The sequence below is a fragment of the Microbacterium sp. CR_7 genome, assembly GCF_041954755.1.
GTDB lineage: Bacteria > Actinomycetota > Actinomycetes > Actinomycetales > Microbacteriaceae > Microbacterium.
Genome location: NZ_JAVAYF010000010.1, coordinates 25,087 through 50,737, shown reverse-complemented (window position 1 = coordinate 50,737; position 25,651 = coordinate 25,087). Strand labels below are relative to the sequence as shown.

Sequence of the window (25,651 nt, the reverse complement as noted above, 5' to 3'; positions counted from 1 at the left end):
CTCCGGGGGTGATCGGGACGGTGGCGGTGGCGGTGGCCGGCGCGAGAGTGCCGCGGACGGGGGTTCCGGTGACGGTGACGGCGTTCGAAACGGCCCCGGCGTCGACGTCGGACTGCAGGAGCGTGTAGGCGGCGGTGGCGGTCGCCGCCGCGCCGGGCGCGAGGACGCCGGGCCGAGCGGGGTCGGGCCACGAGACGGTCAGCGGGCTGAGACCCGAGAGCGCGTCGTCGAACGCGATCTCGCTCACGGTGACGTCGCCGGTGTTGACGACCGAGAAGCGGAACTCCACGGTGTCGCCCGCCCGGCCCGTCGCGCCGGGGGCCAGCGAGCCGCGCTTCGTCGCCGCGAGCGTCGGCGTCGCATCGGCGAGCGGCGTCGTCGCCGCGGCGTCGGCGGAGGCCACGTCGACCGCTCCGGGAGCGGTCCCGAACGCGCGGGCGATGTTGACGACCTCGCCCGCGTCGACATCTCTCTGCGTCACGGTGTACCGCGCCGACGCCGTGACCTCGTCGCCCGGCGCGAGCACGCCGGTCTCGCCGCTCGGCCACGCGCCGAACACGATGCCCGACAATCCCTCGAGCTCGTCGGTGATGCCTGCGCCGGTGATCGTCGTGTTCCCGGTGTTGCGCACCGCGAACGTGTACGCGATCGAGTCTCCCAGCGCACCCGAGCCCGAGAGCGCGTCGTCCTTGGTCAGCGCGAGCGCGGGTGCACCCTCCTCGGTGGCGAGAGCGACGGAATCGGATGCCGTGACCGGCGTGCCGGCGGGGCTGAGGCCCGAGACCGTGGCGGTGTTCGCGACACCACCGGCGTCGACGTCGGCCTGCGTGACCGTGTACGTGGCAGCGGCGGTGACCGTCTCCGAGGGCCGGAGCACGCCGGTCGCTCCCGGCCACGCGCCGACGGTGATCTGCGAGAGACCGGGCAGCGGGTCGCTGAGGGCGATCGCGTCGATCGTGGTCGTGCCGCCGTTCGTCACCGTGAACGTAAACGTGACGACATCTCCCACCGCGAGGTCGGAGTCGCGCGATGCGGTCTTGTCGAGAGTGAGGCCTGCCGTCGACGAGATCGGCACGGTGGCGGGCGCCGTCGCGGTCACCACGGCGCCGGAGGGCGCGGTGCCGCGGCCCGTCACGACGCTGACGATGGACCCCGCGTCGACGTCGGCCTGGGTGAGCACGGTCGTGGCGGTGGCCGTCACAGAGCCGCCCGGTGCGAGCACCCCGACCGGCCCTGTCCACTGGTACGCAGGCGCGCTCGTCCCTGCCAGGGCGTCGCTCAGAGCGGCGCCGGTCAGGGTGACGTTGCCGGTGTTCTGCAGAGTGTACGTCCACGTGACGGTCGATCCCGCCGCGGAGCCTGGCGGCAGCGATCCGCTGTCTGTGACCGCGACCGACGGCGCGGCGGCCTCGACGGGCACGACGCTCTGCGGAGATGTGGTGGTCACCGGCCCGCTCGGCGCGGTGCCGGAGGCCGTCGCGGTGTTGACCACGCGTCCCGCGTCGATGTGCTGCTGCGTGATCGGGAGCGTCGCGGTGGCCGTCGCGCTCTGGCCGGGGTCGAGCACTCCGGCGGTACCCGGCCAGGTGACGGCGATCGTCGACAGACCTGCCAGAGGATCCGTGATCGCGACTCCGGTCACCGTGACGTTGCCCGTGTTGCTGACCGTGAACGCGTAGGTGATCTCGTCGCCGAGGCCGGCCTCGCCGGGGAGGGTGCTCCCCGCCTTCGTCAGGCGCAACTCGGCGCGCTGAGCGCCGGTGGCGACGTCGACCGAATCGGCGGCCGAGACCTCGTCGCCCGAGGGTGGCGCGCCGGAGGCGGTCACGGTGTTCGACACCGAACCGGCGTTCACGTCGGCCTGTGTGATCTCGTACGTCGCGACCGCAGTCGCCTGGGCGCCGGGTGCCAGGACGCCGGGGTTCGCGGTATCCGGCCAGCTGATCGTGGGGTCCAGCCCCGGGATGCTCTCGGCGAGCTCGACGTCGGTGAGCGTGACGTTGCCCGTGTTGACGACGACGAAGTCGAAGCGGATGTCGTCACCGGCCTCGCCGTCATCGACGCCGTCTCCGAGCACCGTGCCGGTCTTCTCCACGGAGATCGACGGTGCGGCGGCGAGCGGGATCGTGACGTCGTCGGACTCCGAGACGGTGGCTCCGCCGGGCGCCGAGGCGGTGCCGGTGACCACGTTGGCCACGTTTCCGGCATCCACGTCCCCCTGCGTCAGCGCGTAGGTCGCCGTCGCGGTGACGACCTGGTTGGGGGCGAGAGTACCCGGCTCACCGGGCCAGGCGTAGACGAGCGGGGACACGGCGGGCTCGAGGTCGGTCAGATCGACCCCCGTGAGCGTGACGTTGCCGGTGTTGCGCAGCGAGAACGAGTACGCCACGGCGTCGCCGGCCCGCGGGGTGGCTCCGCCTCGCAGCGTTCCGGTCTTGACGACCTCGATGTCAGGGGTCTGCGCAGCGGTCGGCGTCACGACGACGTCCGACGGATCGCTCACGGCTGGTCCGGTCGGCGGTGTGCCGGTCGACGTCGCCGTGTTCGTCACAGATCCCGTATCGAGATCGGTCTGCGTGATGCGGTGGGTGGTCGTGGCCGTAACGGACTCGCCGGGCTGGAGCGTTCCGCTGGCGCCCGGCCACGGGCCGTAGGCGAGCGGGCTCAGCCCGGGAGCGGGGTCGGAGATCGTCACCCCGGTCAGCGTGACGTTCCCGGAGTTCGTGGCACGGATCGTGTACGTGATGAGGTCGCCGAGTTGGCCGGCGCCGCTCACGCCGGCGGTCTTCGTCGTGAGGATGCCGGGTGCGGACGCCGTGGTCGGCAGCACCACCGTCTGCGAGGTCGCCGACACGGCCGCCCCGGTCGGCGGGCGCCCCGAGACGGTCGCGGTGTCCGAGATCGATCCGGCGTTCACGTCGCTCTGGCGCACCTGGTAGGTCGCGGTGGCCGTGACCGTCTGATTCGGCGCGAGCGTGCCTGGAGTGCCCGACGCCCAGGCACCGTACGAGATCGTCGACAGTCCGCTGTGCGGATCCGCGACCGCGACACCCGTGAGCGTCACGTTTCCCGCGTTGCGCACGGTGTAGGTGTAGGTGATCGTATCGCCGACGGCTCCCGAGCCGGAGGTGTACGCGCCGTCCTTCTGCAGGGTGAGAGCGGGGGCCGAGGTGAGCGGCACGGTGCCCGATCCGGTCGCGCTGGTCGCAGATCCCCTGGTCGGCGTCCCGGTCGCGGTGGCTGCGTTCGACACCGCCCCCGCGTCGACGTCGGTCTGGCGCACCGTCGAGGTCGCGGTCGCCGTGACCGCGTCGCCGGGGGCGAGCACTCCGGACGTGCCGGACGGCCATGCACCGTAGATAAGGTCGCTGATGCCCGGGAGCGAGTCCGTCGCGCTCACATCGGAGAGCGTGACGTTGCCGACGTTGCGGATCGACACCGTCCAGGTGATCGTCTCGCCCGCCACCCCTGTCGCGCCGGCCGGAAGCGCGCCCGACTTCACGACCTGGAGGCGCGGGTCGCCCGCCGCGGTCGGCGTCGTCACGGTCGCGGATGCCGCCGACACCGCGACGCCGCTCGGCGACTGGGCGCTTCCGGTCGCGACGTTGACGACGGATCCGGCGTCGACGTCGGCCTGGGTGATCGTGTGGCTTGCGCGGGCGATCACCTGTGCCCCGGGCGCGAGGGTGCCGGCATCGCCGGGCCAGGTGTACGTGAAGGGAGTGAGCCCGACCAGCGGATCGCTGACCACCACGCTGCGCAGCGTGACATTGCCCGAGTTCGTGACGCGGACGGTGTAGTCGATGACATCGCCCACGGCGCCGGTGCCGGACACGGTCGCCGACTTGGTCGTGGTGAGCGCGGGTCCCGCGGCCACGGTGGCGATCGTGACGGTCGGCGAGTCCGCGCCGACGGCCGCGCCGCTCGGCGGAGCGCCTGTGACGCGAGCGGTGTTGCGCACGGTGCCCGCGTCCACGTCGCTCTGGGTGACGACGTAGGTCGCCGTCCCCACGACCTGCTCGCCCGGTGCGAGAGTCCCTGCGGTGCCCGGCCAACTCAGAGCGATCGGGCTGAGACCCGCGTGCGGATCGGTGACGGCCACGCCTGTGAGCGTGACGTTGCCGGCGTTCCGCGCGGTGAAGGTGTAGGTGATGACGCTGCCGACCGCACCGGTGCCCTGTGTGTAGGCGCCGGTCTTGCCGAGGGTGAGGAGCGGACCTGCGGTGATCGGCAGCGTGGCCGCTGCGGTGGCCTGCACCGCGGCTCCGGTCGGCGGCGTGGCGCTCCCCGTCGCCGTGTTCGCGACGGACCCCGCGTCGACGTCCGACTGCGTGAGCGCCCTGGTCGCGCTCGCCGTCACACTCTGGCCGGGCTGCAGGGTGCCGACCGCTCCCGGCCACCCCGAGTACGTGATGGTCGACAGGTCCGGCAGGGGGTCGGACACGCCGACGCCGGTGAGCGTGACGTTCCCGGCGTTCCGCACCGTGAAGCTGTACGTGACGACGTCGCCCGCGCGTCCGGTGGCACCCGGCGCGAGACTGGCCGTCTTGTCGAGCGTGAGCCGCGGCGCCGCGGTCGCGGTGGGAGTCACGAGCTCGTTCGACGCGCTGTCGACGGCGACGCCGCCCGGAGCCGTCCCGGATGCGGCAGCGCGGTTGCGCACCGATCCCGCGTTCACGTCGCTCTGGGTGATGACGTAGGTGGCTCGAGCGGTGGCGGCCTGGCCGGGAGCGAGCACGCCGGTCGCACCGGGCCAGGTGATCGCGAGCGCCGACAGACCGGGCAGCGGGTCGCTGACCGTCACGCCCGTGAGCGTCTGGTTTCCGGTGTTCTCGGCACGGATCGTGTAGGTCACGACGTCGCCGACGCGGTTGCCTCCGGCGGTCGTGGCGCTCTTGCTGACGGTCAGTCCCGGTGCGGCGGCGGTCGTGGGCACGACGGCCTCCGTCGAGGTCGCGCCGACGACGGCGCCCGTGGGCGGGCGGCCGCTGACGGTCGCCGTGTTGCGCACCGATCCCGCGTCGACGTCGGTCTGGCGGATCGTGTAGGTCGCGGTCCCCGTCGCGGTCTGCCCGGGCGCGAGGGTGCTCACAGTCCCCGGCCACGTGATGACGGGAGTGCTCAGGCCGGCGAGGGAGTCGGTGAGGGTGATGCCGCTGAGCGTGACGTTGCCCGAGTTGCGGATCGTGAACGAGAAGGTCGCGGTGCTGCCGACGCCGCCGTCACCGGCCGTGATCGAGCCCGTCTTCAGCACGGAGATCGACGGCACCGCGGCGAGCCGCACCGTCGAGGGAGCGGTGCCGCTGACTGCCGCGCCGCGCGGAGGGACACCCGTGGCTGTGGCCGTGTTCGCGACGGCGCCCGCATCGACGTCGGTCTGCGTGACGGTGTAGGTCGCGGTGCCCGACACGCTCTGCCCCGGCTGCAGCGTTCCGGAGACACCGGTCCACCCCGTGAGTGCGATGGGCGTCGCACCGATCAGCGGGTCGACGAGCGAGACCCCGGTCAGCGTCACGTTCCCGGCGTTGCGCACGGTGAACGCGTAGCTGATCGTGTCGCCCGCCGCACCTGTGCCGCCCAGAGTGCCGACCTTGGTCACCGCGAGCGCCGGCGCTATCGCCGCCGTCGGCGTCGTGACCGTGCCCGATCCGGCGCTCACCGTCGTCCCGCCGCCCGAACCGGTCGCGGTGGCTGTGTTGACGATCGACCCCGCGTTCACGTCGGTCTGGGTCACGGTGTAGGGCGCTGTGGCGACGACAGTCTGCCCGGGGGCGAGAGTGCCAGCGGCTCCCGGCCACTGGTACTCCAGCGCACCGAGGCCCGCGAGCGGGTCCGCGATGACGACGCCCGTGAGCGTGACGTTTCCCGTGTTCGTCGCTCGGAAGGTGTAGGTGACGACGTTGCCTACGCCGCCGCCGCCTCCCGCGGCGGTCTTCGCGATGGAAATCGCGGGTGCAGCGGCGATCGTTGCGACCGAGACCTCGCCCGAGGATGCCGTGATCGCGGGGCCCGTCGGCGGAGTTCCGGCGACCGTCGCCGTGTTACGGGCTGCGCCGGCGTCGACGTCGGACTGACGGACCGCGTACGTCGCGGTCGCGGTGACGGTCTGGTTCGGCTGCAGAGTGCCCGCGGCGCCCGGCCACGTGTACGAGATGCTCGAGAGCCCGGGGTGCGGATCGGTGATCGCGACACCCGTGAGAGTCACATTGCCCGTGTTGCGGGCTGTGAACGTGTAGGTGATCGTGCTGCCGACCGAGCCGTTGCCCGCCGTCACGGCCCCTGACTTCGAGATGACGATGCCGGGGGCCGACGCGAGAGAGACCGTCGCCGGTGCCGTGCTCGTGACCGCGGTGCCGCTCGGCGGCGTGCCGGAGCCGGTCGCCGTGTTGCTCACGGCGCCGGAGTTCACGTCCGTCTGCGAGATCGTCGACGTGGCGGTCGCGGTGACCGTCTGACCCGGCTGGAGCACGCCGGCGGTGCCGCTCGGCCAGGTGCCGTATGACGGCGCGGAGATTCCCGGAAGGGAGTCGGCGACCGAGACGCCCGTCAGCGTGACGTTGCCGGAGTTGCGGAGCGTGATCGACCAGACGATCGTGTCGCCTGCGCGACCGGAGGATCCGCTCTGCAGGGCCCCGGACTTCGTCGTCACGATCGCCGCGGACGCCGCCACGGTGTTCGTCGTGACCGTCCCCGAGGTGCTCGTCACCGGCGTCGTGCCGTAGGCGGCGGTCGACGAGGCGACGTTGCGCACCGAGCCCGCGTTCACGTCCGTCTGTCGGATCGTGTAGGTCGCGACGGCGGTGACGGTCTGGCCGGGAGCGAGGGTGCCCGCCGTGGCCGGCCACGTGTAGGTGAAGGCTGACAGGCCGGGCAGGGTGTCCGAGACGGTCACACCGGTGAGTGTGACGTTGCCGGTGTTGGTCGTGCGCACCGTGTAGGTGACGACGTCGCCGACGGCGGCGGTGCCCGAGACGGTCGCCGACTTCGTGGTCGTGCTCGCCGGTGCCGCCGCCGCAGTCGTCACGCGGGTCGTCGGAGACGAACTGGTGACCGCCGCGCCCCCTGGCGTCCTGGCTGACGCGGTCGCGGTGTTGGTCACCGCGCCGGCGTCGACGTCGGCCTGCCTCAGCGTGTACGTCGCGCGCCCCTGCACCGTCTGACCGGGGGCGAGCGTGCCCGCCGTGCCCGGCCAGGTGTAGGTGATGGCCGAGAGACCCGGCAGCGGGTCCGCTATGGCCACCTGCGTCAGTGTGACGTTGCCGTTGTTCGTGGCGGAGAACGAGTAGGTGACGGTACTGCCGACCCCGCCTGTCCCCGAGGTGACGGTCCCCGACTTGAGCACGGTCAAGGCTCCGGTCGGCGTCACCGGCAGGGTGAACGCCCTGGTCTGCGTGAGGCGGGCGCCGCTGGGCGGCAGCGCGGTCGCGGTCGCGGTGTTGGCGACCGATCCCGCGTCGACATCCGACTGCTTGAGCGTGTAGGTGGCCGTCGCCGTGACCGCCTGCCCCGGTGCGAGCGTGCCCGCCGTGCCCGGCCACGTGTAGGCGAGTGCCGACAGCCCGGCCAGCGGGTCGGAGATCGCGGCCTCGGTGAGCGTCACGTTCCCGCTGTTCGCGAGACGGAAGGTGTAGGTGACGACGTCGCCGGCGCGGCCGGTGCTGCCCGGCGCGAGAGCGCCGGTCTTCGTGAAGGTGACGGCGGGAGCGGATGCCGCGGTCGACACGACCGACTGACTGCTCGGCACCGTCAGCGTGGCTCCGGCAGGGGTGCGGGCGGTGCCTGTGGCAGTGTTTCGCACGGCGCCCGCGTCGACGTCGGCCTGCGTGATCGTGTACGTCGCGGTGGCGGTGACCGCCTGACCGGGGGCGAGGGTGCCGGCGGTTCCCGGCCAGCTGTACGCGAGAGCGGAGAGACCGGCGAGCGGGTCGGTGATGGCGACGGACGTCAGCGTCGTGTTGCCGGTGTTGCGGGCGGTGAAGCTGTAGGTGATCGTGCTGCCGACGCCGCCGGTGCCCTGGGTGACGGAGCCCGACTTCGTCGTCGCGAGTCCCGGTGCCGAGGCGACGGTGGGGACGGTGGTCTGGGGAGACGATCCGGACACCGTGGTGCCGTTCGGCGTCCGCGCGGAGGCGGTGGCGGTGTTGCGGACGCTTCCGGCGTCCACATCCGCCTGGGTGATGGTGTAGAAGGCGGTGGCGGTGGCGGTCTGACCGACGGGGAGGCTACCGGCGGTCGCGGTGGGCCAGGTGATGACCGGTGGCGAGAGCCCGGGCAGCGGATCGACCAGAGAGGCGTTCGCGAGGGTGACGTTGCCGGTGTTGCGGATCGTGAACGAGTAGTTGATGCGGTCGCCCACACGCCCCGTCGATCCGCTGGCGAGCGCACCCGTCTTCGTCACGGTCACGGCGCCCGCGGCAGCGATGGGGGTCACCCGGTTCGCCGAGCCGGAGGGTCGCACTCCCCCGTCGTCATCTGCGGCGCTCACCGTCGCGGTGTTCGCCACCGATCCGGCATCCACGTCCGTCTGCTTCAGCGTGTACGTCGCCGTCGCCGTGACGGACTGTCCCGGGGTGAGTACTCCCGTCGTACCGGGCCACGCCCCGAACGTGATCGCGGAGAGCCCGACGAGCGGATCGGTGATGACGATGTCCCGCAGTGTCGACTGACCGGTGTTCGTGACGGTGAAGGTGTAGACGACGACGTCACCCGCGCGGCCCGTGCCGCCCGCCGCGAGAGCGCTCGTCTTGGTCAGGCTGATCGCGCTCAGCAGCACCGTCGTGCTGTCGCTGTCCTGGGCGAGGAAGTCGCCGACCACCGTTCTCGCGGTGGCCTCCGCCGTCGACACGTATCCCGTCGACGACGGCGCGGTCGCGGTGCACGTGTACGTCGTCGACTGCAGCGGAGCGAGCGTCAGGGTGCCGAGGTTCCTGGCGCAGCCCGCCTGATCGTCGGTCACGACGATGTTCCGCAGGGTTCCCGCACCGGTGTTCGTGATGCGGATCGTGAACGTCGCGAGCTCGCCGGCCGTGCGCGACTGCGTGTCGAGGGTGCCGTCGTAGGTCTTCACCAGCTGCAGACCGGCGGTCGGCACCGAGAGCATCGCGTTGCGCAGCAGGTACGAGTCGCCGGACGTGCCGAGCCGCAGGTTCACGGTCGAGTCGCCCGCCACGACATTGGTGAGGGGTGCGGTCGCGACGTCGACGCTCTGGTTGGTGAACGCGGTTCCGGCGGTTCCCGTGTATCTCACCGAGCCGATCGCCCGCGAGATGCCGATGTTGCCGGTGGCCCCCGCCGCGTTGGGGATCTCCGTGTAGGTCGTCGATCCGCCGCGCGAGTATGAGGCCGCATCCCCGGTGATGTTCCGGTCGCCCTCGAAGAGGGTGAACCCGGCTCGCGTGCCGGCGGCGACCGCGGTGAAGCCGTTGAACGCGACGGTCAGGTCGGCGTCGTTGGCGCCCTGACGCACGTGGCCCTCGTAGTAGATGATGTTGTGCGGCACCGAGGCGGGGTTGTCGGGGATGAAGGTCCCGTAGTCGTAGACGACGTTGATCGACCAGCCCGCGTAGCACCCGGCACCGGTCGGGGTCCAGATGTTGCCCGCCGAGACGGTGATCTCCGAACCGGTGGTGACCGAGGCGAAGGCCGAGGTCACATCGGCGCTGGCCGAGTAGTAGAGCGCGGTCGCCTGCGATGCGGGGTCCTGCAGCATGCTCTGCGGTGCCACCTCGATGATGCCGGCACTGCCGACCTTGAGCTGCACCGCCCTGGTCGTGTACCCCGTCGCGCTTCCCGCGGGCATGGTCGCAACGCCGCGCGCCGCGGAGTACTGCGAGCAGAGGCGGCGGGTGTCGCCGGTGTACACACCGGTGTTGGCGCTCCACGTGAGGAAGGCCTTCACGACGGTCGCACCGGCGGGGACAGTGATCGTCGCACTGCTGGAGTTCGACGTGAAGCCGGTGACCGAGTTGTTCTGGGTCATGACGAAGTTGTCGTTGACGTTCTGCGCGTTGGTGCTCGACGCCGCGTGCAGATCGGCGCAGGTCCCGTTCGTCGTGGCCGTCGTCGCCGAGCAGGCGAGCACTCCGTTGCCCGCCATGATGAAGTCGCCGTTGACGTTGGCCTGGTAGTTGGGGGCGGTGCCCGAGTTGGTCCCCCACTGGACGACGGCGGCTTCCGCGGTCTGGGCGGTGCCGAGGGTGAGTCCTGCCGCGATGACCGCGATCGCGGTGGTCATCGCGACGATCGAGCGTCGCAGACGACGCCGACCACTCCCCCTGACCACGACGACGACCCCCCTCAGAGTCCGCCGACCACCCTCCCGTGGACCGACGTGGGAGACACGTTAGGCGAATTCTCAGATGGTGACAATGGGGCACCTGTGACCCATGTGACGTGTGAACGCTCCCATACGCCGCGCGAACGGGAGTTTTCTCCTTTTGTCGATTCCCTCCGGACTGAATGTCGAAGACGCCTCGACCTTTGGTCCATCTCGCAGAAGAATCGTCCACGTTCGACATTTGTCTGACACCTGTCAGATAAACTTGAAGAGTGGATGCACGAGCACGACGCACGAGAGACGGCCTCCGCGCGGCAGTCCTCGCGCTCGGCGAGCGGATGCCGATCGGCGACGTCACGGTCGCCGCCGTCTGCGCCGAGGCCGGTGTGACGAGGGACACGTTCTACCGTCACTCCGAGAGCGCGGTCGCACTGCTCGCCGATGCGCTCGCCGCCGAGATCGCCGAGGCGATGGAGGTGCTCCCACGCACCGACGAGATCGGCGACGGCGAGCGAGCGCTCCTCGAGCACGTGCAGCGGCGTGCCCGCGTGTATCGCGGCGCGATGCATCCGCTCCTCGCCGCGCCCGTGCGCGACAACCTCGACCGCTCGATCCGCGCCGGACTGCTGCTGTGGGTCGAGCTCCACCCCGAGATCGTCCCCGACGTCTTCGCGGCAGACGCGACGGCGCTGTCGATAGCCGTGGCCTACGCCGCCTCCGGCACGGTCGGGGCGATCGAGGAGTGGCTGCGATCGGGAGACGACGACATCGACCGTGCCGTGAGGCTCATCCTCGCGGCGTCACCGGAGTGGTGGCTGCGCTGACGGCCACCGGAATGGAGAGAAGGATGAAGGCCGCACTGTTCCACGCCAAGGAGGACCTCCGAGTCGAGGACGTCCCGGAGCCCACCCCCGGTCCGGGCCAGGTGAAGCTCCGCAACGCGTTCGCGGGGATCTGCGGGTCCGACCTGCACGTGTACTACACGCCCGAGGCAGCCGGGCTGGACTTCGATCACCCGCATCCCGTCACCGGCTCGACCCTCCCCCAGATCCTCGGCCACGAGTTCTCCGGCACCGTCGTCGAGCTCGGCCAGGGCGTGACCGAGGTGGCGGTCGGAGATCGTGTGGCCGTCTGGCCGATCTACTACTGCGGCGAATGCGCCGCTTGCCGTCGCGGCATGTTCAACGCCTGCCAGAAGATCGGCTTCCACGGCCTCAGCTCCCACGGCGGCGGCATGGCGGAGTTCACGACCGTCGACGCCTCGAAGCTGCATGTGCTCCCCGAGAACGTCGACCTGCGAATGGGCGCTCTCGTCGAGCCGATGTCCGTGGCGTGGCACGCCGTGTCGCGCAGCGGTGTCGCGGAGGGCGGCAGCGCGTTGATCGCCGGCGCGGGTCCCATCGGCATCGGCGTCTGGTTCGCGCTCAAGGCGCAAGGCGTGCAGAAGGTGCTGGTCTCCGAGCCGAGCGCCGAGCGCCGCGCGATCATCTCCGCACTCGGCGCGACCGTCGTCGACCCCGTGAACGAGGATCTGGCTCAGGCGGTGGCAGAGCTCACCGACGGCGATGGCGTGGACGTGGCGTTCGATGCGGCGGGTGCCGGCCCCGCCGTGACCTCGTCCCTCGTGAGTCTCGTGCCGGGCGGACGCGTCGTGGTGGTCGCGATCCACGAGCGCTCGATGGAGTTCCTGCCGACGCAGCTCGTGATGGCCGAGACCGAGATCGCTGGCGCGCTCGCGTACCTGCCTGAGGATTTCGACGCCGTGATCGAGGCGATGTCCCATGGCGTGTACGACACGACCGGCTGGGTGCAGGAGGTTCCGCTCGAGGGCGTCGTCGACGCCATCCACGCGCTCCGGGGCGGCGCTGGCGCGAAGATCCTCGTCCGAGCGGACTGAACGGATGACGCGCTGATGCTCTGATGCGCGCGAGAAGGGCCGGACTGATCGTCCGGCTCTTCTCGTATACGCGGCGACTCAGGCGTCCACGGATGCCGCGCTGCGCACCCGGAACCAGAGCGTGAGCTCCGCCAGAGCGCGACGAGCGGTGTCCTCGTCGGAGTCGGCGTCGAGGTCCGCGAACGAGTCGCGATACCCATCCGGCGCCGCGTCCCCGCCTTCTCGCAGTGCGCGATAGCCCATGGTCCAGTCAGGGAAGCGCCGCTGCGACACGCGTTCCTCGAGGAGCACGCGCATGTCGTGGTGACGGGGATCCCGTCGGATCCGCTCGGCCAGCCCCCGTACGGTGTCGGCGACGCCCTCCAGCACCTGGATGAAACGGCCGCCGCGGTAGAGCAGCATGCCCGTGACATCCGCCGCCGCGTTGTTGCGACGACACTCCGTCAGCAGCTGCACGAGCGCGGTCTCACGGAACGGTTGCGACGCGCTGCTGGTGTAGACGAGCGACAGCACGTCGGTGCCCTGTCCTGTCACGAAACCGTCCCCTGCAGATCGTCGCCGGCGAGCATGCCGTCGAGGTCGAGTCGTTCCGCGCGCGCAGCCACGGCTGCGGTCGCCTCAGCGAGAGTGGCGAAGTCTCCGAGCTGCTCGGACCGTGCGTCGAAGGCGCGGAACTCGCCGCTCGCCTGCCGATCCACGTAACCGAGGAAGTCTCCGCCACGGCTGCCCACATGGAAGCCTTCTTCGACGCACGCCCAGAGGACGTCCGAGGATGACGCGGTCATCCGTTCACCAATCCCAATCGTTGTTCGGGTACGACAGCGGCTCGTACTCGGCCGGCGAACGCTGGTCCGTCTCCACGGAGACCACCACACGGGACGTCGAATGGATGAGCACGCTCACCAGATCGTCACCATCGGAGAGATCGACGAAAGCGGGAGGCGACGCTGCCGCCGCTTCGATCTGCGACATCACGTGGACGAGATCGCGCTCGCCGCTGAGGACGAAGTCCCGGCCGTCGATCTCGACGTGCGTCAGCTTCATGTGCGCTACCTCCCCATCGTTGCTCAGCCACCGTACGACGGGAACGGCGGTTGGCGAGAGGGGCTTGCAGGATGCCGAAGCGCGGGGTAGAGCTATGACGCTTCGGCGACTTCGAGACCGCCCTGGAGCGGCGTCTCGGCCGGCTCGGGCACCAGGCGCAGCCCACCGGGGCTGTTCGCGGTGACGGCGAGGGCGTCGATCCACGCGCGGTTGATCGAGGGCTGTCTGCTGCCGAAGTACTTGAAGGCGAGCGCGCTCCCGGCATGCACCCACACGGTGATGCGGCCTCCGCCCAGACTCGACTCGTTCGCCCAGCTGAAGGCGAACGGCTCGCCGCGACGGAGCTTCGCGGTCATGACCAGCTGCAGGTGGGTGAGTGCCCGGTCTTCGATGTCGACCTTCTCGTCACCCTCGTAAATGAGACGTCCCACGATGTTGCGATCCTCGTCTGCCACGGGAACCTGTTTGACGAGGCGCGATCGAGGTGATCACTCGGTGGTGAGGACAAGCATCGCACATGTTCGACCGAGTTCAGCTATCGCCGCGGCGCCCCCTGAGGAACGGTCGGAGGCCCTCGGCGAGTTGAAGATCTGTTCACTCTGGAGCGGCACCCTCATGGCCGCGGCGCGTCCGGATCGCTACTCCGACGCGACTCCGTCCTCACGAGAGGCGGGAGCGTCGGGCGGTCTCCGAATCACGATTCGCGGGGACCCGACGAGCGGACCCCGCTGAACTGCCCGATTGCCGCAGCGGGGTCGGCCCGTCCCCATGCAGACATGATCCCACCGCGTGGTCGAGTTCGCACCATCGGCAGGGCAAGAAAAAACCCCCGGCGAACCGGGGGTTTGTCTGTGCGCGATACTGGGATCGAACCAGTGACCTCTTCCGTGTCAGGGAAGCGCGCTACCGCTGCGCCAATCGCGCCCGTGTGGGCTATTCAGTTTCTGAGAGGTGGCGACGGGATTCGAACCCGTGTAAACGGCTTTGCAGGCCGGTGCCTAGCCGCTCGGCCACGCCACCGTGTGGATTGACCCCACGTGCTGAAGGCCCTCCGAAGAAGGCCCTTGCACTTGAGCGGATGACGAGACTCGAACTCGCGACCCCAACCTTGGCAAGGTTGTGCGCTACCAACTGCGCTACATCCGCGTTGTTCCCGGTTGTTGTCCCGGGCACTTATGAAACATTAGCCGATGATCGGCCGGTGTCAAAACCGGTGTCGATTCTCGCGCGTGTCCCCCGGGGTGGTCATCGGGCGCCGTGTCCGTCGGGTAGTATCGGTTGACGTACCCCTCGGGTATGGGCGATTGGCGCAGTTGGTAGCGCGCTTCCTTCACACGGAAGAGGTCATCGGTTCGAGTCCGGTATCGCCCACCACACAGAAGCCCCGCGGCCCCGGCTGCGGGGCTTCTTCCGTTCTCGGCCGGCATGCGCGGCGTTCTCACGGAGGCGGCGCTCGGCATCCTTCTGCCTCGTCTCCTCGAAGAGACTTCGCATTGTCCTCCCGCATCCCGAATCTGTGAAGGCCCTCAGTCGATGGACGAGCGGCTGCTGACGATTGCGCGATCCGACCGCGGGTGGATCCTGACCGTTCCACCCCTGACAGCAAGGAGCGGAAATGGGTGTGAAGACAGCGGTCTCCGTGGCCGTCGCTGGCGTCGCCGCGGGCCTCGTCGCGCGAGAACTCGTCCGAGAGAAGCGGGGTACCGCCGGCGACGGCCGTCATCCGGAGGGGTGGAAGGCGGTGACCGTCCTCGGCGACGCGGAGTCGTTCGGCAGCGGCGGCTACCCGGAGCCGCTGCAGCGACTGCGGGACGCCCTCGAGATCAGAACCGATCCGGCGCCCGCCGACAAGGGCTTCGAAGTGCACGCACGCGTGCGTGACGATGCGGACGTGACCGACGTCTTCGGCGACGAGGATCCGGAGCAGTCGCTGCGGGCCGCCCTCCGCGACACGAAGCAGCTGGTCGAGACGGGCGAGGTCCTCCGCGGCACTCCCCGACCGCACGGCCACCGACCCGTGACGCTCTTCGGCGCCGCGGTCGACGAAGCGGAAGCCGAAGCCACGGGCGGGGGTGTGCTGTGAGGGCTCTCTGTTGGACAGGCGTGAACAAGCTCGAAGTCGAGAGCGTCGACGATCCGAGCATCCGCAACGATCAGGACATCATCGTCCGGGTGATCCTCACGACCTCGTGCGGCTCCGACCTCCACCTCCTCGGCGGCTACGTGCCGACCATGCGCGCGGGTGACGTCCTGGGCCACGAGTTCATCGGCGAAGTCGTCGAGACGGGCTCTGCCGTGACCAAGCACAGGATCGGCGATCGGGTGGTCGTCTGCTCCTTCATCAGCTGCGGGAAGTGCTGGTACTGCCGCCACGAGCTGTACTCGCTCTGCGACAACGGCAACCCGAACTCCGGGATCCCCGAGATGCTCTGGGGCCAGGCGCCGGGCGGCTGCTATGGATACTCGCACGCGCTCGGAGGCTGGGCGGGCAGTCACGCGGAGTACATCCGCGTCCCCTACGCCGATCAGGGCGCGTTTCCCGTGCCCGAGGAGGTGAGCGACGAAAGGGCCCTGTTCGCCTCCGACGCCGCCCCCACCGGCTGGATGGGGGCCGACCTGGGCGGAGTGAGCCCCGGCGACACCGTCGCCGTGTGGGGCGCGGGAGGCGTCGGGCAGATGGCTGCACGCGCATCCCTGCTCCTCGGCGCCGAGCGGGTGATCGTCATCGATCGTTTCCAGGAGCGACTGACCCAGGTCGAGCAGGTGATCGGGGCCGAGACGATGAATTACGAGACCAGCGAAGTCACCGCCGAGCTGCGTGAGCTCACCGGCGGTCGCGGACCCGACGTGTGCATCGAGGCCGTCGGGATGGAGGCGCACAGCGACCGCATCGACTTCGCCTACGACCAGGTCAAGCAGCAGCTGCGGCTGCAGACCGATCGGCCCACCGCCGTGCGAGAGGCGATCTTCGCGGCCCGCAAGGGCGGCAGCGTGTTCGTCCTCGGCGTCTTCGGCGGAGTCGTCGACAAGTTCCCCCTCGGCCCGCTGATGAACAAGGGGCTCACGCTCCGCTCGGCGCAGCAGCACGGCCACCGGTACATCCCGATGCTGCTCGAGCGGATGGCGAAGGACGAGCTGACGACCGAGCACCTCGCAACGCACGTGATGCCGCTCGAGGACGCACCCCGGGGTTACGACATGTTCAAGGACAAGACGGACGGATGCGTTCGCGCCGTCTTCCGGCCAGGGGCCGGCGAGCCCGCAGCGACCGCCGGAGAGAGGTGATGCCGCGCCGCACCGATCTCGCGTGAACTCTCCGAAGTCCTCCCCTACCGAAAGGAACAGAGAAATGAGAGCAGTCGTCTACGAAGGCCCGCGCTCCGTCACCGTCACCGATGTGCCGGACGCCCGGATCGAACGCCCCACGGACGTCCTCGTCCGCATCACCACGACGAACATCTGCGGGTCTGATCTGCACATGTACGAAGGCAGGACGAGCTTCGAGACCGGGAGGTGGTTCGGTCATGAGAACCTCGGCGAGGTCATCGAGATCGGCGATGCCGTCGACAAGGTGAAGGTGGGTGATTACGTCGCGCTCCCGTTCAACGTCGCCTGTGGTCACTGCAAGAACTGCGAGCGGGGCTTCACGAACTACTGTCTGACGGCCCAGCCGGTGCCGGAATGGGCGGGTGCCGCGTACGGATTCGCGGACATGGGTCCCTGGGCCGGCGGCCAGGCGGAGCTGTTGCGCGTCCCGTGGGGCGATTTCAACTGTCTGCGGCTCGGCGAAGACGCTCAGGAGAAGCAGAACGACTACGTCATGCTCGCCGACATCTTCCCGACCGGCTACCACGCCACCGAGCTCGCGAACGTGCGACCGGGCGACCAGACCGTCGTCTACGGCGCCGGTCCGGTCGGCTTCATGGCCGCGTACTCCGCCATCCTGAAGGGTGCAGGCAAGGTCATGGTCGTCGACAGGCACCCCGACCGGCTGCGCATGATCGAGGAGATCGGAGCGATTCCGATCGACGACTCGGCGGTCGATCCCGTCGAAGCCGTCCTGGACATGACTATGGGGCTGGGCGCGGACAACGGCTGCGAGTGCGTCGGCTATCAGGCGCACGATCCCGCCGGAGACGAGGATCCGACGTTGACGCTGAACCGCCTGGTCAAGTCGGTGCGGTTCACGGGCGAGATCGGCGTGGTCGGAGTCTTCGTCCCCCAGGATCCCGGTGCCGAGGACGAGTTGGCGAAGCAGGGCAAGATCGCCTTCGACTTCGGCGAGTTCTGGTTCCGCGGGCAGAAGCTCGGCAGCGGGCAGTGCCCGGTGAAGCGGTACAACCGTCCTTTGCGCGACCTCATCGCCGCCGGCACAGCGACGCCCTCCCGCATCGTCAGCCATGAACTCTCCCTCGAAGACGCTCCCGGCGCGTACGAGCACTTCGACAACCGTGACGACGGATGGACGAAGGTCGTGCTCCACCCCGAACTCGCAGCGAAGGAGTCCTGAGATGGCCGGCGCACTCGATGGCCGACGCGTGGCGATCCTCGCCGCCGACGGAGTGGAGAGAGTCGAGCTCGATCAGCCGAGGCAGGCACTCGACGACGCGGGCGCGACCACGATCCTCCTGTCGATCGGGACGGGCACGATCGCCGCGCGCGACAACGATCTGCAGGATGCCGGCGAGTTCACCGTCGACCGTGCGGTGGGCGACGTGACACCGGACGAGTTCGACGCGCTCCTTCTCCCGGGCGGGACCGTGAATCCCGACAAGCTGAGGATGGATGGCGCGGCCGTGGCGTTCGTGCGTGATTTCGTGGACTCGGGGAAGCCCGTGGCATCGATCTGCCACGGACCGTGGACCCTGCTCGAGGCCGATCGCGTGCGAGGTCGCCGACTCACCTCCTGGCCGAGCGTGCGGACCGACCTGCGCAACGCGGGCGCGGAGGTCGTGGACGAGGAGGTCGTCACCGACGGCACCCTCACCACGAGCCGTTCCCCCGACGATCTCCCCGCGTTCTGCGAGCGGATCGTGCAGGAGTTCGCCGGGGCGGCTCACCGCGAGTGACCACGGGAGGCGCGGCCCCGAGGCGATGAGGTCGAGGTCGTCGACGTCCTTCGGGGATCGATGTCCGCAGCTGCCGGTAGCGTGCAGCAGATGAGCGGTCATCGACTCCCCGACCCGTGCCCGCTGTGCGGCCGAGGCGACGCCGTCCGCGTCGCCGGCGATCTCGCCTGTGCCTGGTGCGGGTGGCGGTTCGGCGACGCTCCCGACGCCGATCTGCCCCGGCCCGTCGTCGAGGTCGTGTACTACCTGCGCTACGACCGGCGCGTGAAGATCGGCACGAGCGGGCGGCCTCGTCAGCGCCTCGCCGCGATCCGCCACCATGAGCTGCTCGCGTTCGAGCCCGGCGGGCGTGACGTCGAGCAGGCCAGGCACCGGGAGTTCGCGGCGATCCGCGAGGGCGGCGAGTGGTTCACGTTCACGGCGGAGCTCGAGCGACATGTCGCCGCCCTCCGCACGACCCGCGACCCCTGGCAGCTGTACGCGCGATGGGTGTCCGCGGCCATGCAGAGATGAGGGCCCACAGGAACGGACCGATCGTTCCTGTGGGCCCTCGGTCTGTGGGGTCAGGCGCGGGCGGCCTTGACCTTCGCGGGCTGCGGCTGCGAGAACAGCACCACGACGATGACGGCGACGCCGACGACGACGTGCGGGAGCCACACGTTCGGGGCCTGGTTCGCGAAGCCGAAGATCCAGGGCGACAGGGCCAGGAACAGGCTGGCGACGATGTCGAACACGAGGTGGACGGGCATCGGGATGAAGCCGAAGGGGCCCCACTCGTACTTCGTGAACAGGCTGTAGACGATCAGGCCGACGCCGAGCACGATCGGGATGATGACTGCGGGGCCGCCCAGGCTCGCGAAGCCGAACAGCCACGGTGCCGCGATGAGCGCCACGCCGACGACGTAGTCGAGGATTCCGTGGACCTTGGTGGGGATGAAACGCATGATTCCTCCTTGGTGGCGCCGCTTCCTGCGGCTCACTGATGGTTCGCCGCCCGCCGCGAAACGGATTGGGGAAAGATTCCTCGTACCCTGATCGGATGACGTCGACCCGCTCCGCCACCCGCACGATCGCCATGCTGCGCCTCTCGGTCGGCGCGGGTGCGATCGCGCTCCTCGGCTGGACCTACGTGATCGGCATCCCCCGCAGCGGAGCCAATCCCTTCGACTACTTCGGATACTTCACGAACCTCACGACGCTGATCACGTCGACGATCCTCGTCACCGTCGCCCTGACCGTCAACCGGGGGCGTACCGCACCCGTGTGGCTCTCGACAGCCCGCGGTGCCGCCGTCGCGTGCATGATCGTCGTCGGTCTCGTCTACAACCTCCTCGTGCCCGGCACAGGGTCCGCGCCCCCGTGGGTGAGCATGATCCTGCACACGGTCCTCCCGATTCTGCTCGTACTGGATTGGACGCTGATCGACGATCGGCCGAGTCTGCCGTGGCGGCGGCTGTGGCTCGTGCTCCCCTACCCCCTGCTGTGGCTCGCCGTGGTGCTGGTGCGAGGCGTCACGGACGGCTGGGTCCCCTACGGCTTCCTGCTCCCGGAGCGTGGGCTGCCCTCGCTCCTCGCGCACGTCACGGGGCTTCTCGCCACGCTTCTGTGCGCGGGCGCCGTGGTGTGGCTGCTCAGTCGCGTGCGGCTGTCAGGTCCGCGACTCCCCGATTCGGGGCTGTCAGGTCCGAAGAGCGCTCGGCGCCGTCGGCGAAGCGCGCAGGGTCACCCTGCCGCCCACCCGTAGCGACGGGACAGCGCTGCCGCCACTCGGCCGTAGCGCGTCCGGTCGAGCACGGCGGCCTCGCGGCGCAGACCCGTCTCGTGCACGCTGTAGAGCTGCTCGATGTCGACCCATGACTCGCGTCGCTGGGAGTCCCACTCCCCCGAGCCGATCGAGAGGTAGTCCCGGTCCCCGTCGTGCGGACGGCTCGTCATCCGCACCGCGTAGACCCGATCCGCTGACTGCCGTCCGATCACGAGCAGCGGACGATCCTTGCCTCGTCCGTCGTCCTCCTCGTAGGGCACCCACGTCCAGATGATCTCACCGGCGTCCGGCGCGCCGTCGCGATCGGGGGCGTAGCCGATCCGCAGATCGTCGACGCGGTCGGCGTCGATCCGCACCGTCGCGGCGCCGACGGCATCCGCCCTTCGCCCGGCGCCGCTGGCGCCCTCCGTCTCGGCCGACCTGCGGACACGCGCGACAGGGCCTCTCGGACGAGTCGTCGTCCGAGAGGCCCTGTTCGATCCGAATGCGCTGGTGAGGATCTGCGAGAGTGCTTTCAGGATGCAGTTGCCGTTGCCCACACGGTCACCCTATGGCAGCTCACGCGTCTGCGAGCGCGTAGCCCTCCTCACCGTGGACGACCTGGTCGACGCCGGCGATCTCGTCCTCGTTGGTGACGCGGAACCCGATCGTCTTCTGGATCGCGAACCCGATGATGAACGCGACGATGAAGGAGTAGATCAGCACGCCGGCCGCCGCGATGACCTGCACGGCCAGCTGGCGGGCGTCGCCGCCGACGAAGAGGCCGGTGTCGGTCGCGAAGAAGCCGAGGTAGATGGTTCCGATGAGGCCGCCGACGAGGTGGATGCCGACCACGTCGAGCGAGTCGTCGAAGCCGAGGCGGAACTTGAGCTCGATGGCCAGGGCACAGACGACACCGGCGACGGCTCCGAGCAGCAGGGCCCAGCCCGGTGTCAGGTTGGCGCACGCCGGGGTGATCGCGACGAGACCGGCGACGGCTCCCGAGGCTGCTCCGACGGAAGTGGGCTTGCCGTCCTTGATCTTCTCGACCAGGATCCAACCGAGGATGGCAGCTGCCGTGGCGCCGAGGGTGTTGAGGCCGATGAGACCGACACCGCCCATGTCCTCCGCGAGCCACTCGGCTCCGGCGTTGAAGCCGAACCAGCCGAACCACAGCAGCGCGGCGCCGAGCAGCGTGAGCGGCACGTTGTGCGGCTTGAGGATGCCCTTCTGGAAGCCGATGCGCTTGCCGAGGACCAGAGCGAGCGCGAGCGCCGCGGCGCCGGCGTTGATGTGGACGGCCGTGCCACCCGCGTAGTCGATGACGCCGATGCCGCTGTCCTCGCCGAACAGGGTCGTGCCGAGGTTCATGATCCAGCCGCCGCCCCAGACCCATGCCGCGACCGGGAAGTAGCCGACGGTGGCGAACACGCCGGCGAAGATCAACCAGCTGCCGAACTTCGCGCGGTCGGCGATGGCGCCGGAGATGAGGGCGACCGTGATGATCGCGAAGGTCGCACCGTAGGCGACACCGAGCAGGGCGACGTTGGAGCCCTCCCCCGAGGCGAGGCTCGAGAGACCGAAGTCGGCGAAGGGGTTGCCCGCGAACGCCATCGGGCTCTCGACGGCGCTCATCGAGAATCCGAAGAGGATCCAGAGCACGGCGACCAGGCCGATCGAGCCGAAGCTCATCATCATCATGCTGACGACGCTCTTCGCCTTGACCAGCCCGCCGTAGAAGAACGCGACGCCGGGCGTCATGAGCAGGACGAGGGCGGTCGCGGTGATCGCCCAGGAGATGTTGCCGGGAGAGTCCATGGTGAAACCTCACATTCGGGAAACTGAGAGCTTCAGTGTGACGAGGCTCGATTTCGGGGATGCGTGAGGTTTGTTGCGGCGACGTTACAGACGACGCCGCTGTGTGAACATCGCGTTACGCTGCGCTGCGATCCGCGTGGGTGAGTGCATTGAGACGGCTGATGGCGCGCAGGTACTTCTTGCGGTAGCCGCCACTGAGCATCTCGTCGGAGAACACCGTGTCGAGGCTCGCGCCCGTGGCGACGATCGGGATCTGCGCGTCGTACACCCGATCGACGAACGCGACGAACCGCAGCGCTTCCGACTGATCCGTCAGCACGCGGACGTCACGGAGACCGACGAGGTCGAGGCCCGTGATGAGGCGGAGGTAGCGAGACGGGTGAACGCGGGCGAGATGCCGGATGACGTCGTCGAAGGCATCGTCGGATGCCGTGCCGACACCCGCGCCCTCGTCGATCGCCCGCGCGTAATCGTCCGGTCCGCTGACGACCGCGTGGCCGTCGAGCGCGCGCTGCCGGAAGTCGACGCCGTCGATGCGGATGGTCTGGAAGCTGTCCGACATCGCGTGGATCTCGCGCAGGAAGTCCTGGGCGGCGAACCGGCCTTCGCCCAGCGCATTCGGCGGCGTGTTCGACGTCGCCGCGAGTCGGGTTCCCGTCGGGACGAGCTCTCCGAGGAGCCGGGTCATGACCATGGTGTCGCCCGGGTCGTCGAGCTCGAACTCGTCGATGCACAGCAGATCGGCGCCCTTGAGCAGGTCGACGGTGGTCTTGTAGCCGAGCGCCCCGACGAGCGCGGTGTACTCGATGAACGACCCGAAGTACTTCCGACGAGCGGGCATCGCGTGGTAGATCGACGCGAGCAGATGGGTCTTTCCGACGCCGAAGCCACCGTCGAGATACACGCCCGGCTTCATCTCGGGTTCCTTCTTCGCCCGGCTGAACAGCCCACCGCGCTTGACCGGTCCTCCGCCTCGACCGGCGAAGCGGATCAGCATCTCCTTCGCCTGCTCCTGCGACGGGTACTCGGGGTCGGCGCGGTAGCTGTCGAAGGTCGCGCCGTCGAACTGCGGCGGAGGCACGAGACTCGCGAGCATCTCGGGACCGGTGACGGTCGGCTCGCGGTCGATGAGGTGCACGAGGCCCGTGCGGGTGGGCGTGTCGGTCATCACGGTCCTGGATCTGGTGCTCACCTGTGTCGAAGTCTTACGAATCGGGTCCGGAGTGCACGGCGTGGATCTATCGTCGAAGTGTCGGCTCCACATTACGCCGTCACCACCCGCCCCATCGCCGCTCACCGACTGAGGAGATCCCTGTGGCCATCGAGTTCGACACGTCATCGTCCAAGTTCGCCGAGTACGCCGAGCCCGGCCGCCTCGTGACCACCGAGTGGCTCGCCGAGCACCTCGGCACCCCCGGTCTGGTCGTCGTCGAGTCCGACGAGGACGTGCTGCTGTACGAGACCGGCCACATCCCCGGAGCGGTGAAGGTCGACTGGCACACCGAGCTCAACGACCCCGTCGTGCGCGACTACGTCGACGGCGAAGGATTCGCCGCCCTGCTGAGCCGCAAGGGCATCTCGCGCAACGACACGGTCGTCATCTACGGCGACAAGAACAACTGGTGGGCCGCCTACGCCCTCTGGGTCTTCTCGCTCTTCGGTCACGAGGACGTCCGCCTGCTCGACGGCGGACGCGATCGCTGGATCGCCGAGAGTCGTGAGATCACGCGCGAGACCCCGACCGTCGCGCCGACGGAGTACCCGGTCGTCGAGCGCGATGACTCCCGTATCCGCGCCTACAAGGAGGACGTCCTGGCGCACATCGGCAAGCCGCTGATCGACGTCCGCTCCCCCGAGGAGTACAGCGGAGAGCGCACGACGGCGCCTGCCTACCCCGAGGAGGGCACGCTGCGCGCAGGGCACATTCCGACCGCACAGAGCGTGCCGTGGGCGAAGGCCGTGGCGGAGGACGGCGGCTTCAAGTCCCGCGCCGAGCTCGACGCGATCTACCGCGACGGCGCCGGCCTGGCCGACGGCGACGAGGTCGTGGCCTACTGCCGCATCGGCGAGCGGTCCAGCCACACCTGGTTCGTGCTGAAGCACCTGCTCGGGTTCGACGACGTCCGCAACTACGACGGATCGTGGACGGAGTGGGGCAGCGCGGTGCGCGTGCCGATCGTCACCGGCTCGGAGCCCGGCACCGCGTGACGTGTGAGAATGACAGGGATGAGCACGAGCGAAGTTCCTGACGTCCTCGCCGAGATCCGCGACGGGTTCCTCGAAACCCCCGAGGCCGATCGACTGCTGCTCCTGCTGGAGTACGCGGACGAACTGCCCGAGGTCTCGGAGGAGGTCGCGAACCACCCTGAGATGTGCGAGCGCGTCGCGGAGTGCCAGTCCCCCGTCTACATCTACGTCGAGGTGCACGACGACGTGGTGACGATGCACGCCACGGCTCCGCCCGAGGCTCCGACCACGCGCGGCTTCGCCAGCATCCTCGTCCAGGGGATCACCGGGCTGAGCGCGGACGAGGTTCTCGCCATTCCCGACGACTACCCGCAGTCGATCGGGCTCACGAAGGCGGTGTCACCGCTCCGGATCGGAGGGATGACCGGCATGCTGATGCGCGCGAAGAAGCAGGTCAGGCAGAAGCGCTGAATCCCCGGGCGCGCGTCCACTCGGTGATCGCGTCGCTCCAGCCCGCCTGGTCGTAGTTCCAGAGCTTCGTGTGCCTGGCGCCGGAGAACGGCGGCATGGTCACCAGGTCGGGGCGTGCCTCCTGCAGCGCATGCGACGCATCGGCGGGGACGAACCCGTCGTCATCGCTGTGCAGGATGAGGATCGGGACCGCGAGCTCCTCCGCGCGCGCGACCATGTCGAGCCTGTCGAAGGGGATGGCATCCTCTGCGCCGCTGAGTCGGGCTGTCAGGGGCACCGACAGTGCGCCCATCGCCAGATCCGGAAGCGGCGCACGCAGCCCGATCTCCCTCGCCTGGAAGCGGAGCACCGTGCGCCAGTCGACCACCGGCGACTCGAGGATGAGGCCGGCGATGCGATCGCGGTTGCCCGAGTTCACCGCGGTCTGCAGGGCGACGGCACCACCCATCGACCAGCCCATCAGAATCACCCGCTCGGCGCCGTTGCGCATCGCATACGACACGGCCGCATCCACGTCGCGCCATTCCGCTGCGCCGAGGGCGTAGGCCCCGGTGCGGCTGCGAGGCGCCTCTCCGTCGTTGCGGTAGGAGACCACGAGGTTCGGGAATCCCTCGGCATGCAGCACGGGCACGGCCCGCAGGCACTCCGCTCGGGTGACGCCGCGACCGTGCACCTGGATCACCCACGTCGACGACTCACCCGGGAAGAACCACGCAGGGCACGGCCCGGCCGGTGATCCGACGAGCACGTTCTCCCAGCGCAGGTGCAGTTCGCTCGGCGTCGAGTAGTACCAGCCGCTGAAGCCCGCCTGGCGATCGAGGCGCGCCCCGGGCTCGATCTTCGTCAGCAGCTTTCGGCGCACGGTGGTGGCGTCGGCGCTCAGCACGGCGCCGACCTTGACATACCCCTCGGTACCGGAGGTGAACAGGCCGTATCGACCGGGCAGCTCGGTGTCGGGCGTGCGCACGAGCTCGATCGTCTGCGCGCCGGTGTCCACCGCGACGATCTCGGCATCGGCCGGGCGCTTCCCCGGCATGACGACGCGTCGTGCGACACTCAGCACGAGCAGCGCCGAGGCCGCTCCCAGAGCGACCAGTGCAGGGACAAGGAGCGCAACGGCGTGCCTGAGACTCTTCATCGCCTCC

19 protein-coding genes, 4 tRNA genes and 1 pseudogene are annotated in these 25,651 nt (G+C 69.5%); 11 read left to right on the top strand and 13 right to left on the bottom strand.

The features are described 5' to 3' along the window. Positions 1-10,234 (bottom strand): annotated as a pseudogene (locus RAC81_RS16580) (hypothetical protein); the annotation flags it as partial. A gap of 314 nt (positions 10,235-10,548) precedes the next feature. Between RAC81_RS16580 and RAC81_RS16575 the strand changes: the two are divergent. Both RAC81_RS16575 and RAC81_RS16570 read left to right on the top strand, forming a co-directional pair. Then, positions 10,549-11,100: a hypothetical protein gene (locus RAC81_RS16575; protein ID WP_375083378.1), complete on the top strand. Its 552-nt coding sequence runs from the start codon at positions 10,549-10,551 to the stop codon at positions 11,098-11,100. 23 nt (positions 11,101-11,123) lie between these two features. Further along, a complete protein-coding gene (locus RAC81_RS16570; protein WP_375083377.1) occupies positions 11,124-12,173 on the top strand; it encodes a 2,3-butanediol dehydrogenase in 1,050 nt (349 codons plus the stop codon). A gap of 78 nt (positions 12,174-12,251) precedes the next feature. Here RAC81_RS16570 and RAC81_RS16565 read toward each other — a convergent pair whose 3' ends face one another. The 7 genes from RAC81_RS16565 to RAC81_RS16535 all read right to left on the bottom strand — a co-directional run bounded on the left by RAC81_RS16565 (position 12,252) and on the right by RAC81_RS16535 (position 14,363). Beyond that, positions 12,252-12,707 carry a BLUF domain-containing protein gene (locus tag RAC81_RS16565; protein ID WP_375083376.1) on the bottom strand — a complete coding sequence of 152 codons (456 nt, stop codon included), beginning with the start codon at positions 12,705-12,707 and terminating at the stop codon, positions 12,252-12,254. After that, the gene (locus RAC81_RS16560) at positions 12,704-12,958 is read right to left on the bottom strand and encodes a hypothetical protein (RefSeq protein ID WP_375083375.1); all 255 of its coding nucleotides are present in this window, start codon (positions 12,956-12,958) and stop codon (positions 12,704-12,706) included. The genes RAC81_RS16565 and RAC81_RS16560 overlap by 4 nt, the downstream gene beginning before the upstream one ends. Before the next feature lie 4 nt (positions 12,959-12,962). Further along, positions 12,963-13,217, bottom strand: a complete 255-nt coding sequence (locus RAC81_RS16555) for a hypothetical protein (RefSeq protein ID WP_341934373.1) — start codon at positions 13,215-13,217, stop codon at positions 12,963-12,965. Positions 13,218-13,309: 92 nt separating this feature from the next. After that, complete coding sequence (locus RAC81_RS16550; protein WP_341934372.1) at positions 13,310-13,648, bottom strand: ATP-dependent DNA ligase; 339 nt, start codon at positions 13,646-13,648, stop codon at positions 13,310-13,312. A 421-nt stretch (positions 13,649-14,069) separates the two neighbouring features. Continuing rightward, positions 14,070-14,141 (bottom strand) — tRNA-Val (locus RAC81_RS16545). Positions 14,142-14,166: 25 nt separating this feature from the next. Beyond that, a tRNA-Cys gene (locus tag RAC81_RS16540) sits at positions 14,167-14,237 on the bottom strand. 53 nt (positions 14,238-14,290) lie between these two features. Next, positions 14,291-14,363: transfer RNA gene (locus RAC81_RS16535), tRNA-Gly, on the bottom strand. Between the two features lie 152 nt (positions 14,364-14,515). Between RAC81_RS16535 and RAC81_RS16530 the strand changes: the two genes are divergently transcribed. The 6 genes from RAC81_RS16530 (at position 14,516) to RAC81_RS16505 (ending at position 18,799) form a co-directional block, all read left to right on the top strand. After that, positions 14,516-14,591: transfer RNA gene (locus RAC81_RS16530), tRNA-Val, on the top strand. Between the two features lie 241 nt (positions 14,592-14,832). Next, entirely contained in the window at positions 14,833-15,300 is a 468-nt protein-coding gene (locus RAC81_RS16525) for a hypothetical protein (RefSeq protein WP_375083374.1), read from the top strand. A 20-nt stretch (positions 15,301-15,320) separates the two neighbouring features. Further along, positions 15,321-16,502 carry a zinc-dependent alcohol dehydrogenase gene (locus tag RAC81_RS16520; RefSeq protein ID WP_375083373.1) on the top strand — a complete coding sequence of 394 codons (1,182 nt, stop codon included), beginning with the start codon at positions 15,321-15,323 and terminating at the stop codon, positions 16,500-16,502. A 64-nt stretch (positions 16,503-16,566) separates the two neighbouring features. Beyond that, positions 16,567-17,727, top strand: a complete 1,161-nt coding sequence (locus tag RAC81_RS16515; protein ID WP_375083372.1) for a glutathione-independent formaldehyde dehydrogenase — start codon at positions 16,567-16,569, stop codon at positions 17,725-17,727. A 1-nt stretch (position 17,728) separates the two neighbouring features. Then, complete coding sequence (locus RAC81_RS16510; RefSeq protein ID WP_375083371.1) at positions 17,729-18,286, top strand: type 1 glutamine amidotransferase domain-containing protein; 558 nt, start codon at positions 17,729-17,731, stop codon at positions 18,284-18,286. 90 nt (positions 18,287-18,376) lie between these two features. After that, positions 18,377-18,799, top strand: a complete 423-nt coding sequence (locus tag RAC81_RS16505; RefSeq protein WP_375083370.1) for a GIY-YIG nuclease family protein — start codon at positions 18,377-18,379, stop codon at positions 18,797-18,799. Between the two features lie 50 nt (positions 18,800-18,849). On the opposite strand, the gene RAC81_RS16500 is transcribed toward RAC81_RS16505, so the two are convergent. Beyond that, entirely contained in the window at positions 18,850-19,230 is a 381-nt protein-coding gene (locus RAC81_RS16500; protein ID WP_341934369.1) for an SPW repeat protein, read from the bottom strand. Between the two features lie 95 nt (positions 19,231-19,325). Here RAC81_RS16500 and RAC81_RS16495 point away from each other — a divergent pair, with 95 nt between their 5' ends. Continuing rightward, the gene (locus tag RAC81_RS16495) at positions 19,326-20,030 is read left to right on the top strand and encodes a Pr6Pr family membrane protein (protein WP_375083369.1); all 705 of its coding nucleotides are present in this window, start codon (positions 19,326-19,328) and stop codon (positions 20,028-20,030) included. Here the strand turns inward: RAC81_RS16495 and RAC81_RS16490 are convergent. From RAC81_RS16490 to zapE, 3 genes are all read right to left on the bottom strand, one after another. After that, on the bottom strand, positions 20,009-20,590 hold the full coding sequence (locus RAC81_RS16490; protein WP_375083368.1) for a type II toxin-antitoxin system PemK/MazF family toxin: 582 nt from the start codon (positions 20,588-20,590) through the stop codon (positions 20,009-20,011). The two genes, RAC81_RS16495 and RAC81_RS16490, sit on opposite strands and share 22 nt — an antisense overlap. A gap of 19 nt (positions 20,591-20,609) precedes the next feature. Then, positions 20,610-21,848, bottom strand: a complete 1,239-nt coding sequence (locus RAC81_RS16485; protein WP_375083367.1) for an ammonium transporter — start codon at positions 21,846-21,848, stop codon at positions 20,610-20,612. Positions 21,849-21,963: 115 nt separating this feature from the next. Next, positions 21,964-23,016, bottom strand: coding sequence for a cell division protein ZapE (zapE, locus tag RAC81_RS16480; protein WP_375083379.1), 1,053 nt, complete (start codon positions 23,014-23,016; stop codon positions 21,964-21,966). A 146-nt stretch (positions 23,017-23,162) separates the two neighbouring features. Here zapE and RAC81_RS16475 point away from each other — a divergent pair, with 146 nt between their 5' ends. Together RAC81_RS16475 and RAC81_RS16470 are read left to right on the top strand one after the other, a co-directional pair. After that, positions 23,163-24,056, top strand: a complete 894-nt coding sequence (locus RAC81_RS16475) for a sulfurtransferase (RefSeq protein WP_375083366.1) — start codon at positions 23,163-23,165, stop codon at positions 24,054-24,056. Positions 24,057-24,074: 18 nt separating this feature from the next. Further along, positions 24,075-24,506: a SufE family protein gene (locus tag RAC81_RS16470; RefSeq protein ID WP_341934365.1), complete on the top strand. Its 432-nt coding sequence runs from the start codon at positions 24,075-24,077 to the stop codon at positions 24,504-24,506. Here RAC81_RS16470 and RAC81_RS16465 read toward each other — a convergent pair. After that, entirely contained in the window at positions 24,490-25,644 is a 1,155-nt protein-coding gene (locus tag RAC81_RS16465) for an alpha/beta hydrolase (protein WP_375083365.1), read from the bottom strand. The genes RAC81_RS16470 and RAC81_RS16465 overlap by 17 nt on opposite strands. Positions 25,645-25,651: the final 7 nt, after the last annotated feature.